Origin of the sequence: Streptomyces sp. ACA25, from assembly GCF_028200735.1 — a bacterium.
In the GTDB taxonomy this organism is placed as follows: domain Bacteria; phylum Actinomycetota; class Actinomycetes; order Streptomycetales; family Streptomycetaceae; genus Streptomyces.
The window spans coordinates 1-13,002 of the sequence record NZ_JAQKPV010000016.1 but is presented as its reverse complement, the minus strand read 5'-3'; the positions used below and the strand labels follow the sequence as shown (position 1 = coordinate 13,002).

The 13,002-nt window shown below is 70.3% G+C and carries 9 protein-coding genes; 3 read left to right on the top strand and 6 right to left on the bottom strand.

Features of this window, described 5'->3' with window-relative positions; genetic code table 11:
* The first annotated feature begins 171 nt into the window (after positions 1 to 171).
* On the top strand, positions 172 to 702 hold the full coding sequence (locus tag PJ985_RS20810; RefSeq protein ID WP_271685406.1) for a hypothetical protein: 531 nt from the start codon (positions 172 to 174) through the stop codon (positions 700 to 702).
* Positions 703 to 786: 84 nt separating this feature from the next.
* Here PJ985_RS20810 and PJ985_RS20805 read toward each other — a convergent pair whose 3' ends face one another.
* The 6 genes from PJ985_RS20805 to PJ985_RS20780 all read right to left on the bottom strand — a co-directional run bounded on the left by PJ985_RS20805 (position 787) and on the right by PJ985_RS20780 (position 7,272).
* Positions 787 to 2,853, bottom strand: a complete 2,067-nt coding sequence (locus tag PJ985_RS20805; protein ID WP_271685405.1) for a S9 family peptidase — start codon at positions 2,851 to 2,853, stop codon at positions 787 to 789.
* Positions 2,854 to 3,088: 235 nt separating this feature from the next.
* Entirely contained in the window at positions 3,089 to 3,592 is a 504-nt protein-coding gene (locus tag PJ985_RS20800) for a hypothetical protein (protein ID WP_271685404.1), read from the bottom strand.
* A gap of 181 nt (positions 3,593 to 3,773) precedes the next feature.
* On the bottom strand, positions 3,774 to 4,745 hold the full coding sequence (rfbB, locus tag PJ985_RS20795) for a dTDP-glucose 4,6-dehydratase (protein WP_271685403.1): 972 nt from the start codon (positions 4,743 to 4,745) through the stop codon (positions 3,774 to 3,776).
* A gap of 9 nt (positions 4,746 to 4,754) precedes the next feature.
* Positions 4,755 to 5,627 carry a glucose-1-phosphate thymidylyltransferase RfbA gene (gene rfbA / locus PJ985_RS20790; RefSeq protein ID WP_271685402.1) on the bottom strand — a complete coding sequence of 291 codons (873 nt, stop codon included), beginning with the start codon at positions 5,625 to 5,627 and terminating at the stop codon, positions 4,755 to 4,757.
* Positions 5,628 to 5,689: 62 nt separating this feature from the next.
* On the bottom strand, positions 5,690 to 6,424 hold the full coding sequence (locus PJ985_RS20785) for a 4'-phosphopantetheinyl transferase family protein (RefSeq protein ID WP_271685401.1): 735 nt from the start codon (positions 6,422 to 6,424) through the stop codon (positions 5,690 to 5,692).
* An 89-nt stretch (positions 6,425 to 6,513) separates the two neighbouring features.
* Positions 6,514 to 7,272 (bottom strand): thioesterase II family protein, encoded by a 759-nt coding sequence (locus PJ985_RS20780; RefSeq protein ID WP_271685400.1) that lies wholly within the window; start codon positions 7,270 to 7,272, stop codon positions 6,514 to 6,516.
* A gap of 332 nt (positions 7,273 to 7,604) precedes the next feature.
* On the opposite strand from PJ985_RS20780, the gene PJ985_RS20775 reads away from it, so the two are divergent.
* Both PJ985_RS20775 and PJ985_RS20770 read left to right on the top strand, forming a co-directional pair.
* Complete coding sequence (locus PJ985_RS20775; protein ID WP_271685399.1) at positions 7,605 to 8,849, top strand: cytochrome P450; 1,245 nt, start codon at positions 7,605 to 7,607, stop codon at positions 8,847 to 8,849.
* A 169-nt stretch (positions 8,850 to 9,018) separates the two neighbouring features.
* Positions 9,019 to 13,002: type I polyketide synthase (locus PJ985_RS20770; RefSeq protein ID WP_271685398.1), on the top strand; the 3,984-nt coding region annotated here is incomplete at its 3' end.

Below are 13,002 nucleotides of genomic sequence, written 5' to 3'. Positions count from 1 at the left end.
CCCCCATCCTGCGCACACGGCCCGCACAGCCGGCCGAACCGGTGCCGCGTGGACGGTGCCGTGACATCTTGCGACGTGCCGGCCACACGAGGCAAGAAGAGCGCAGCCCGGCGCTTCCGGAGGCGCGTGGGGCTGGTCCAGCCGACCGGATCTGCGGCAGGCTAGGGCTCCATGAGCATCCGACGTGCATTAGTGGTCCTCGCCGCCGCAGTGCTGCTTCCTCTCACGGCCGCGTGCAGTGCGGACGGCGGCTCCCCCGCCGCGACCGCTGACCCCGCGGCCTCCGACGAGCAGGCCCAGGAGACCGAGGACGCCGGGCAGGCCGAGGAGGAGTGGCAGGGGCCGCTCACCGCGGAGCGGGTGGCCGAACGGCTGGCCGCCGAACTGGGGACGGCCGGGCTCGGGGATCAGCAGCAGAACACGGCCATGTGTTCCAACGAGGCAGCCGGCGGTGAGCCGCACGAGAGCGACTGCGAGCAGCTCGTGATCACCGGCGACGTATCGCTGTACGAGTTCGCCACCCCTCGGCTGGCCAGGGATTGGGTGTCCCGCCATTCCGGTGTCCAGGGCGCGGACTGGCGGCAGGCCGGGCGCTTCGCCCTGGTCTGGTCCGGTCCGGAACAGGAGGACGTCAGCGAGGAGCGACGCGGGCAGCTCACCGAACTGGTCACCGGCTGGGCCGAGGACGAGGACAGGCCCTGAGCCGCGGGCACCCCGTGGTGCGCGCCCCTGCCCGAGGGACAGGGACGCGCACCGGGTCACCGGCCCCGGGTGATTCCGTGCCACTCAGCCGAGGTGCTCGGGCAGCCGCCACTCCTCGTCCCGCAGGTGGTGGGCGAGGAAAGCGAAGACCGTGGAGTACCAGACCTTGGCGCCCTGCGGTGTCAGCACCCAGTGGTTCTCCTCCGGGAAGTACAGGAACTTGTGCGGCATCGTGCCGTCCGCTGCCCTGCTCCGGGACACGAGGTCCCACCACAGCGCCAGTCCCTCGCCCACCGGGACCCGGTAGTCCTTGTCACCGTGCACGACGAGCATCGGTGTGGTGATCCCGTCCGCGAAACGATGCGGCGAGTGGGCTTCGGTCATCTCCGGCGTCATCATGCGCCGGAAGGCGTAGGAGGCGTCCGTGCTCCCGGTGAACTGCTCCAGGTTCCACAGCGACGCGTGGGTGATGATCGCCCTGAACCGGTCGGTGTGCCCGGCCATCCAGTTGGCCATGTAGCCGCCGAAGGAACCGCCCATCGCCGCGGTGCGGCTGGCGTCGATGTCCTCGCGTTCCTGTGCCGCGTCGGTGATCGTCATCAGGTCCGTGTACGGCGCGCCGCCCCAGGACCCCCAGCCCCGCCGGACGAAATCGAGGCCGTAACCGGTGGACAGCGCGAAGTCGGGCAGCAGCACGGCATACCCCTGAGCCACGGCGAGCCAAGGGTTCCACCGCCACGACCAGGCATTGAAGGAGGCCAGCGGACCACCGTGAATCCACAGCAGCAGCGGCGCGGGCGTCTCCGGACCGGCCTGCTCCGGCAGGGCCAGCCAGCCGCGCAGCGGGGTGCCGTCGCCGGCCGTGGTGGTGACCTCGGTCAGCCGTCCCGGTACGGCGGCACGCGCCCCGAGAGAGTCGGCCGGCCCGGGCAGCGGGCTCACCGTGCCCGCACCGTCCAGGGAGACGCGGACCGGGGCGGGCGGGGTGGCGAGGGTGGAACGCAGGGCGTAGACCCAGCGCCCGTCCGGCGACACCCGGGTGTCGGTGTACGCACCGTCGTCCGGTGTCAGCCGGCTGACCTGCCCGGTCCCGGCATCCACCCGCCACAGCGGTGCGCGTCCGAGGTCGTCCGCGACGACGACCAGCGCCTTCCCGTCCGGTGTCCACCGGGCGGAGTGCGGCCAGCGGTCCCACCCTGCCGTCAGATGCCGGGGCGGGCCGCCGGACAGCTCCAGCAGGCTCAGCCACCGGTCGCCGGGGGTCCCCGCCTCGTCCCGCTCGCGGTAGCCGACCACGATGCGCGTACCGTCCGGTGACAGTCTCGGCGCGGTGATGTCGGCGGCGGGGTCGTCGGCCAGGGTACGGCGCTCGCCGGTCGCCACGTCGATCGCCACCACCGCACGCCGCTGCGCCCCGTCCGGCTCCGCCACCACCCAGTCGGTGACCACGGTGCGGCCGTCCGGGGTGATGTCCCAGGAGCAGTCGTCGTCCAGCGCCCCGCCGACATGGCCGGTGAGGTCCTGCAGTTCCGTCAGGCTGCCGGCGGGGGTGACGTCCTCGGACAGCCCGGCGGCGAGCAGCCTGGTGCGGTCGGGCCCGAGGTCGTGGTCCCAGTACCGGATCGGGTATGTCTCGTGCAGGATGGCGGAGACTCCGGCCTCCTCCCGCCGGGCCCGGATTTCCGCGTCGTCCGCCGGGTCCGTGGCCGTCGGCAGCAGTGCCGAGCCGAGTACCACGGCTCCGTGCGCACTGACGACGACGCCCCGCACACCACCCGCCGGGCGGGCCACCACCCGGGCGTCCCCGCCGGCGGCCGGCTGCCGCCACAGTGCAGCCCTGGACGGGCCGTCGTTTGCCCCGGGTTCCGGGCGTGCCGACACGAACAGCAGGTCTCCGGAAGGGGTGAAGGCGGCAGCCGTTTCCCCCTCGGCGCTGTGGGTCAGCGGCCGGGCCGGCCGCTCGCCGTCCGGGTCCACTTCCCACAGCGCGGTGACATAGCGGGTCTTCCCGGCTCCGGGCGTCGAAACGCCGACGACTATGCGCCGGCCGTCGGGCGACAGCCACAGGCCGCCGAGCCGTGGCAGGCAGGTGTAGGTGTCGAGGTCCGAAAAGGCGTCGCTGGTCGGCTTGCCCGCAGAATCACTGATCATTGGAAGTTCCTACCATCGCTGGTTCCCGCTGTCAGGACCCCCTCTCTCCGCGCGGGTCCGCGGGCGACAGCCCTTGAGGCGGATGCGCACAGGTCAGATGAGCAGGACGCGGAGCACGGTCGGAAGGTCCGCGCCGGCCGCGCCGTCGAAGTGCGAGACGGTGTCGACGCTCTCGCCGATGTCGTCACCGGGACGCCATTCCTCCAGGGCCCGCGCCAGGGCGTCGGTGCCCGTTTCACCGACCGCGAGGCAGCACCTCCTTGCACATTTCCCGGAGGTGCTGCTCGGCGATGCGGTTCTCACGGCCCGAGTCGCAGAGCTCCTCGGCCACCGGCCCCACGGCGGGCAGGCCGAAGGGCGGCTCGGTCTCCCCTCGGACCGCCGTGGGAAGCGGCGGAATGCTGGGCCTCGCGCGATGTCCCGCGGTGGGGGAGGGCCATCCGTCGGGCTGCGACCCGGTCACCGTGCCGGTGTTCTGCCGAGGTGCGGTGCTGGGCTGCGGGGGCCGGGGATGAGGGCTGCTGCCGGGGACGGAGTCGGACCGGGGCGATGCCGGGGTGACATCCTCATCCGGCTCCGGCGGGAGGGGTGAGTCGGCGGGTGCGGTGGCCTCGACGGTGGCAGGCAGCCGGCCCTGCAGGGCCGACTGCCCCCCGGCCGGCTCCTCGGTCGGCGGGGAGACCGTGGTGCAGGCACCGATGGCCGGGATCAGCAGCGCGGTCCGGAGAAGATGTCGCACCCGGGCAGTGTGCACCACTGGAGGGCGGTTTCCGGGCCGCCACGTCGGCGAGCCGGAAGGTCGGGCACACCACAGGACTGTGACCGTCAACGGGAGTGCCCATCCGGTTCCGGAAACGCCGAGGGCCCTCCCGCCGGCGTCCTCGAGGCCTTCCTCGCCCTGCAGGCGCCTGCTGGGCAGCTCACCGCTTGAGGGGCTCCCACCAGTCCCGGTGACCGGCGTACCATGCGACGGTTTCCGCCAGCCCTCGATCGAACGGAACGAGGGGCCGGTAGCCGAGTTCCTCGGAAATCTTGGTGATGTCGACCGAGTAGCGGCGGTCGTGCCCCTTCCGGTCGGGCACCCGCTCCACCATCGAGCGGTCCGCTCCGAGCATGTCGAGCAGCCGCTCGGTGAGGGCCAGGTTCGTCAGCTCGGTACCGCCCCCGATGTGGTAGACCTCCCCTGCGGTGCCCTTCTCCGCCACCAGGGCGATGCCGCGGCAGTGGTCGTCGACGTGCAGCCAGTCACGGACGTTTCCGCCGTCCCCGTACAGAGGGACGTGTTTGCCGTCCAGCAGGTTCGTGACGAACAGCGGTATCAGCTTCTCCGGGTGTTGATGAGGGCCGTAGTTGTTGGAGCAGCGAGTAATGCACACCGGTAGTCCATGCGTGCGGTGGAAGGCCCGCGCTATCAGGTCGGAGGAGGCCTTGGACGCCGCATACGGCGAGTTGGGTGCGAGCGGTTGGCTCTCCGTCCACGCGCCCTGGGCTATCGAGCCGTACACCTCGTCCGTGGACACCTGAACGAATTTCTCCACCTCGGCGTGGGCCGCCGCGCTGAGAAGGATCTGGGTGCCCAGCACATTGGTCCGGACGAACTCCTCGGACCCGCTGATGGAACGGTCCACATGTGACTCCGCGGCGAAGTGGACCACCAGCCCACAACCCTTCATCACCTCGTCCACCAGCGGTCTGTCGCAGATGTCGCCGTGTACGAAACTCAGCCGGGGATGGTGTGCGACCGCCGCAAGGTTGGCCCTGTTGCCCGCGTAGGTGAGCTTGTCGAGCACCACGACCTCGGGCGGCACGCCGTCGGTGTACGCCCCGGTCACCGCCTGCCTGACGAAGTGGGAGCCGATGAACCCGGCGCCGCCGGTGACAACTATGCGCATGGCGCCTCCTCAGCGGTCCGCATGTGCGATGGCCATGAGATATGTGCCGTATTCCGAATTCTGAAGTTGGCGGCCACGTTCATAGCAGGCGGCGGCGTCGATGAAACCCATGCGGAACGCAATCTCCTCCAGGCAGGCGATCCGCACCCCCTGACGCTCTTCCAGTACTTGCACATATTGCCCTGCTTGGAGCAGGGCGTCATGCGTGCCCGCGTCGAGCCAGGCGAATCCGCGCCCCAGGTCGACCAGCCTGGCTCTGCCCTGCTGGAGATAGACGCGGTTGACGTCGGTGATTTCCAGCTCCCCGCGGGGTGACGGTCTCACATTCCTGGCGATGTCGACCACATCGTTGTCGTACAGGTAGAGACCGGTGATCGCCAGATTCGACCTGGGAGCGGAGGGTTTTTCCTCCAGAGAGATCAGCCGGCCCTGTTCTCCGGTCTCTCCGACTCCGTAACGCTCGGGATCCCTCACCGCATAGCCGAACAGGACGCATCCGTCGACATTCTTTACCTGATCATGCAGCAACGCCGACAAGCCCGGTCCGTGGAAAATGTTGTCACCGAGAACCAGTGCCACCGGATCGTTGCCGATGTACGAGGAGCCGATGATGAATGCCTCGGCGATACCGTTGGCGCGGGGCTGCTCGGCGTATTCGATGGAGAGTCCGAGCCTGCTGCCGTCCCCCAGGAGTGCGCGGAACAGCTCGATGTGCGAGGGGGTGGAGATCACCAGGATCTCCCTGATGCCTCCGAGCATGAGAACGGAGAGCGGGTAGTAGATCATCGGCTTGTTGTAGACGGGCAGCACGTGCTTCGACACGGCATGCGTCAGAGGGTAGAGCCGAGTTCCGCTGCCACCTGCCAGGACTATGCCCTTCATGCCTCGGAACCTAGCAACACTTCGCGGCGGTTCCCCAGCCGCGGCGCATTTGTAGGGGGCATTCAAGGGGTGGCAGGGGTGCCCGGCGCAACAGGCAGGGCGGTTTCGGCGTTTTCCTCCCGCAGGACCGGGGCCCGTGCGGCGCTGAGCACAGTGATCGCGGTGAAGACCAGGCCGCCTTCGACGAGCCAGCGGCCGGTGAAGCCGGTCAGGTCGGCACCGCCGGCGGTGTGCCCGGGCACCAGCAGCCGGGCCTCGAAAGCTGAGGTCCCGGCCTGGAACGTGATGTCGGCATCCTCGAAGTCGAGCCAGCGGCCGGTCAGCGGGAACCACGCCTTGTAGACGCTCTCCTTGGCGCTGAACAGCAGCCGGTCCCAGCGCACCGCGGGGTCGGTGCGCACCAGCCGGGCGTGGCGAGCGCGCTCACCGGGGAGAGAGACAGCGTCGAGAACACCGTCCGGGAGCGGGGCGTGCGGCTCGGCATCGATCCCGATGGTCCGCACCTCGTCGGTACGGCCGACGGCCGCCGCCCGGTAGCCCGCGCAGTGCGTCATGCTGCCCACCGTCCGGTCCGGCCAGCGCGGCGCACCCCGCTCGCCGGGAAGCAGGGGCGCAGGAGGCAGCCCCAGCGTGGACATGGCCCGGCGGGCGCAGTGCCGCACCGTGCGGAACTCGAGCCGCCGCTTGTCCACCGCCTGCGCGATGACGGCCTCCTCCTCGGGGAACAGCATGGCCTCCGGCAGGTCCTCCCGTGTTTCCACGACGACCACCTGAGAAGGCAGGATGTTCTCGATCATGGTCTTCCTCTCGGCGTGAGACCCGCGGGCCCGACCGGGCTGCCCTGCTGCACGGGGCACCGTGGCCGGGGAGCTCCCTCCCGGCGGGGTCAGCGTCCGGCGGCAGTGGAGGGCACCAGACGGGAGGCGATCTCCTCGATCACGGCCGGGGCGTGAGTGTTCAGGTAGAAGTGACCGCCGGGGTAGACGATCATGTCGAATCGTCCCTCGGTGTGTTCCGCCCACCGGCGGACCTCGTCGGTTGTCGCCTTCGGGTCGGCCTCGCCGGTCAGGGCGCAGACCGGTACGGAGAGCGGGGGGCCGGGCCGGTACCGGTAGGTCTCGGCCGCCTTGTAGTCCGCGCGGATCGCCGGCAGGACCATGCGCAGGATTTCGTCGTCCTCGAGCATGCTCGACTCCGTGCCGTTGAGCCGCTTGATCTCCGCGATCAGGCCGTCGTCGTCACGCTGATGGATTCGTTCGTCCCGATGGGCGAGAGGCGCCCGTCGCCCGGAGACGAACAGGGCCGCGGGCCCGGTGCCCCGGGCCTCCAGGCGCAGGGCCAGTTCGAAAGCCACCGAGGCGCCCATGCTGTGCCCGAACAGAGCCAGCGGCTTGTCCTGCCATGGTTCGACGACATCGGCCAGCAGGTCCGCCAGCTCGTGGACGGACTCCACGCAGGGCTCGTTCCTGCGGTCCTGCCTGCCGGGATACTGCACCGCCAGGGTCTCCACGCGGGGTGACAGACGCTGTGAGACGGGGAAGAAGTACGTCGAGGAGCCGCCCGCGTGCGGCAGGCACAGCAGCCTGACGGGGGCTTCGGGCGCCGGGTGAAAGCGGCGCACCCACAGGTCGTTCGTCGCTGCCATCGCTCTTCGTCTTTCCCTTCACCGGTGTCCTGCCGTCCCCGCGGGAGGTCCGCCCGTGTGCCATCCGGTGCCGCGGTGGTGGCCGCGGACCGCGCCCGCGCGGGGAGAAGCCCCAACGATCGCAGCGGGCTCCGCCGCGGGGCAACCCCTAACATCCGCCCCTCCGCTTCCCCGGCCGGGGACGCGCGGACTCCGGCCTCGCTGTCCTGCGGCCCGCCGGCGAAGGTCCGCCGACGACGGCCTCCTTAGGGGTTGAGGCTAGGGGGACGTCCGCCGGTACGGTGGCGCCGAGGCGCCGAGGGCGTCCGGAATCGGGCGTGGGAGTGGCAGAATTGACGGATCTCGCGACGGAACGACGAGCGCGCGTGCAGGCGGCCATCGTGCAGGAGTTCCTGCGCAAGGCGGCGGAGCGTGGCGACCCATACGCCAAGATCCTTTTCATACCGGATGATCCGTATCCGCTGTACGAGGAGGTGCGCGCCCGGGGGAAGCTGTACAAGAGCGAGGCCGGCATCTGGACGACCGCGAGTCATGGGGTCGCCAACCGGGTGCTGCGGGACAAGCGGTTCGGCGTTCGCCGGGCGGACGGCACCAAGGCGCCCGAGTTCATGCCGTTCGACAATTCCATGCTCGGCCTGGACCCGCCCGACCACACGCGGTTGCGCAAACTCACGGTGCCCTCGCTCAATCCGCGCAGACTCGCCCACTGGCGCCCGCACGTGGAGCGGTTCACCGATGAGCTGATCGACGACATGCTGGCGGGCCGGAACGAGGTCAACTTCATGCGCGCCTTCGCGCAGCAGCTGCCGCTGCGCGTCATCGGCGACCTCGTCGGCATTCCGCCGCATCACCGGCGCACGTTCTTCCGGCTGAGCCGCCGGATGGCCTACCTGCTCGACGGCGTTGCGACGGTCGAGCTTGCCGGGGATGTGCAGGCCGCCATCCGGGAGATGACGGTGATGTTCCACGACATCATCGAGGAGCACCGGGCCGACCCCCGGGACGACCTGATCAGCGAGTTGCTCCCGGCCGTCGACGACGGGCGACTGAGCATGGAGGAGATGGTCCCGCTCTGCATGTTCCTGCCGCTGGCCGGCACGGAGACCACGGTCAACCTCATCGGCAACGCCCTCAAGATGCTGCTGGAACACCCTGAGCAGCGGGAGATGCTCACCGACGACCCGTCACTCGCCCCGGCCGTCATCAGGGAGACGCTGCGTCACGAGACCCCGGTCCAGCAGTACCGCCGCATCGCGCACACCGACATCGAGCTCGAGGGACAGCTGATCACCGCCGGAGGGGAGCTGGCGATCTGCGCGGGCGGTGCCAACCGTGACCCGGAGGTCTATCCGGACCCCGAGCGGTTCGACATCACGCGGGACCCCGGACCGGATAACCTCTCCTTCTCAGCAGGCATTCATTTCTGTCTCGGAGCGGCACTGGCCCGCATGGAGGCGGAGATCGCCCTGGCCGCTATCACCACCCGGCTTCCCGGGATCCGCCGCGTCGGACCGGTGCGCAGACGCGGTTCCTTCATCATCCGGGGAATGCTGCAGTTTCCCGTGGCTCTGCGGTGAACCGCCCTCGGTCCGGCACGAGGATAAGGGGCGGCCTCCCTGACTAGGGGTTGTCCGCTTCTGTGCGACTTCCTTAGCGTGCGGACGCGGTGCTGTGGAAACAGCACCCGAGGCATCGCGGTTCCGGGTGCGCCGCGGTCGATCGGGCGCTTTGTGGAGGTCCCAGCACATGGCAGACGAAGAGACCCTCCGCGGTTATCTCAAGCTCGTCACGGCGGATCTCCGCCAGACCCGGCAGAGGCTGCGCGACCGGGAGACCGCCGATCAGGAACCGATCGCCATCATCGGGATGAGCTGCCGGTATCCCGGCGGGGTGAACTCACCGGCGGACCTGTGGCAGTTGGTGTCGGAGGGCCGTGACGCGGTCACCGGATTCCCCGACGACCGGGGCTGGGACCTGCCCCGCCTCTTCGACGCCGATCCGGACAGCGCGGGACGCAGCTACGTTCGTGAGGGTGGATTCGTCCACGACAGTGCCGAGTTCGACGCGGAGTTCTTCGGGATCTCGCCGCGGGAGGCGCTGGCAATGGACCCGCAGCAGCGACTGCTGCTGCGGGCGGCCTGGGAAGCGTTCGAGCACGCGGGGATCGATCCGCTGTCGGCCCGCGGCAGCCGCACCGGAGTGTTCGCGGGAACCAACGACCAGAGCTACCTGCGCCTGCTCTCGGGAGTGCCGGGCACGGAGGGCTACCAGCTGACCGGCGGGGCGACCGCCGTGGTGTCCGGGCGGGTGTCGTACACCCTCGGCCTGGAAGGGCCGGCAGTGACGGTGGACACGGCCTGTTCGTCCTCGCTGGTCGCGCTGCACCTGGCATGTCAGTCGCTGCGCAACGGTGAGAGCACGCTCGCCCTGGCGGGTGGTGTGACGGTGATGGCCACGCCAGGTGTGTTCATCGAGTTCAGCCGGCAGCGTGGCCTGTCCGCGGACGGTCGCTGCAAGTCGTTCTCCGCCGACGCCGACGGCACCGGCTGGTCGGAGGGCGTCGGGCTGCTGCTGGTGGAGCGGCTGTCCGACGCGGTCCGCAACGGGCATGACGTCCTGGCCGTGGTGCGCGGTTCGGGAGTGAACCAGGACGGTGCCTCGAACGGCCTGACCGCGCCGAACGGCCCTTCCCAGCAGCGGGTGATTCTGCAGGCACTCGCCGGCGCCCGGCTGTCTCCTGCCGAGGTGGACGTGGTGGAGGCGCACGGCACCGGTACACGCCTGGGCGATCCGATCGAGGCCCAGGCCCTGTTGGCCACCTACGGTCAGGACCGCCCGGCGAACCGGCCGCTGTGGCTGGGCTCGGTGAAGTCGAACATCGGCCACGCCCAGGCGGCGGCCGGCGTCGCCGGCGTCATCAAGATGGTGGAGGCGCTGCGGCACGAGGAGCTGCCCCGGACCTTGCATGCGGGACAGCGCACCCCGCAGGTCGACTGGGACGCCGGTGCAGTGGAGCTGCTCAACGAGAAGCGTCCCTGGCCCAGAGGCGAGACACCGCGCCGCGGGGGCGTCTCCTCGTTCGGTGTGAGCGGCACGAACGTGCACACCATTATCGAGGAGGCGCCCGAGCCGGTGCTTCCCGAGGTGCACGGGAACACCGGGAAGAGCGCGGCGAGCGGTGAAGCGGTCAGTCAGCTGCCCGGCGGTCCCGTGGCGATCCCGTGGCTGCTGTCCGGTCGCTCCGCCGGAGCCCTGCGCAGGCAGGCTGAGCTCCTGCTGCCGATCGCTGCGGAGGCAGACCCGCTGGACATCGGCTTCTCACTGGCGACGGGACGCGCCGCCCTGGAACACCGTGCCGTCGTGCTCGGTGAGGACCGGGAGACGCTGCTGACAGGCCTTCGGGCACTGGCCGACGGTGCGGATGCGCCGTCCGTGGTCCGTGGAGAGGCCGACGCGGGCGCACACGTGTTTCTGTTTGCGGGGCAGGGGTCGCAGCGTGTGGGTATGGGGCGTGGGTTGTACGAGGCGTTCCCGGTGTTCGCGGAGGCCTTTGACGCGGTGTGTGCGCGGGTGGACGCGGAGTTGGAGCGTCCGTTGGCGGAGGTGGTGTTCGGTGATGGTGAGGCGTTGGGGCGGACGGTGTTTGCGCAGGCGGGGTTGTTTGCGCTGGAGGTGGCGTTGTTCCGGTTGGTGGAGTCCTGGGGTGTGGCCCCGGACGTTCTGGTCGGGCATTCGGTGGGTGAGGTGGCGGCCGCGCATGTGGCGGGGATTCTGTCGCTGGATGACGCCTGTGCTTTGGTGTCGGCGCGTGGGCGTTTGATGCAGGCGCTGCCCGAGGGCGGGGCGATGCTGGCGGTGGAGGCGTCGGAGGAGGAGCTGGACCTTCCTGCGGGGGTGGAGCTGGCGGCGGTCAACGGGCCCACCTCGCTGACGGTTTCCGGCGACCAAGAGGCGATCGCCGCGCTGGAGGAGCGGTTGCGGGGTGAGGGGCGGAAGGTGAAGCGGCTGGCGGTGTCGCACGCGTTCCATTCGCACCTGATGGAGCCGATGCTCGCCGAGTTCACCACCGTGGCCCAGTCGCTCACCTATCACGCGCCGTCGGTGCCGATGGTGGTGACGGCCTCGGGCGACCCGGCCACCCCGGAGTACTGGGTCCGCCAGGTCCGCGAACCCGTCCGCTTCGCCGACGCGGTGACCTCACTCTCCGGAGTACGGACCTTCCTCGAACTCGGCCCCGACGGCACACTCTCCGCCCTCACGCCGCACATCCACGACAGCGTTCCCGCCGTGCCGCTGCTGCGCAGTGACCGGAACGAGACCGAGTCTGCGCTGACGGCGCTGGCCCGGGTCCACACCACCGGCGTTACGCTGGACTGGGCGGCGCTCTTCGCCCCGTGGGGTGGCAGGCGGACCGACTTGCCCACCTACGCATTCCAGGGCGAGCGCTACTGGCTGCGTCCCCGGCCGAGCAAGGGAGACGTCGGCGCCGCCGGGCTGCGTGCCGCTGACCACCCCCTGCTCGGTGCCGAGGTGTCTCCGGCCACCGGCGGCGGCCTGCTGTTCTCCGGCAAGCTCTCGATCGCGGCGTACCCGTGGCTGGCGGACCATCGAGTGGGGGGCGTCCTCGTGGTGCCCGGCACCGCACTGGTGGAGCTGGCCCTGCACGCCGGAGCCCAGGCAGGCGCTACCCGGCTCGAAGAACTGACGCTGCACGTACCCATGGTGCTGCCCGAGCAGGGCGCCGTACGGGTGCAGGTGGCTGTCACCGGAGACGAGCAGGTTGACGGCGCGTACACCGTCGCTGTCCACTCGCAATCCGAGAGCGACGTGGACGCGCCCTGGACGCACCACGCGAGCGGCCTGTTGGCAGCAGGAGAATGCCCGGTTCCGGCCGATGAACCGGTATGGCCGCCCGCCGGCGCCGTGCAGGTGAACCTGGACGGGCACTACGCCGATCTGGCCGAGGTCGGCCTGGCCTACGGCCCGGCCTTCCAAGGGCTGAGGGCAGCATGGCGATCCGGTGACGTCTTCCACGCCGAGGTGGCGCTGCCCGAAGGTGAGGCCACCGACGGCTACGGGGTGCATCCCGCCCTGCTGGACGCCGCGCTTCAGGCGGTCGCGGCAGGGCTGCTCCCGGGTGACGCCGCCGCGCGGGTGCCGTTCGAGTTCTCCGGGGTGTCCCTGCACGCGTGGGGCGCTTCAGCGCTGCGCGTGCGTCTGAAGCGGGTGGGCGCGGACACCGTGTCGGTGGCGGTGTTCGATGAGAGCGGTGTGCCCGTCGCCTCGATCGACTCGCTGACTCTGCGTGCCGTCACTGACCAGCCTGCCGCGGGAGCGGATTCGCTGTACGAGGTGATCTGGACGGCGCTGCCCGCGACACCGGAGAGCACGGAATCCCGCGTCGAGACCGACGCGGAAGACCCCGGGGCGGCAATTCCGGAGTCCGGTCCCGCCCCGGAGGTGGTGATGTGGCACGCGCCGACCGCTCTCCATGAGGTGCTGGCCGGCCTGCAGTCCTGGCTGGCCGACGAGCGGATGGCTGCGTCCCGTCTGGTGGTGTGCACCAGGGGGGCCGTCGCGGCCGTTCCCGGCGATGACATCGTCGAGCCCACTGCGGCAGCGGTGTGGGGTCTGGTGCGGTCCGCACAGTCGGAGCACCCCGACCGGGTGGTTCTGCTCGACCTCTCCCCGGCTGAGTCGGCACCCTCCGCGCTGTCCCTGGTGGAGGGT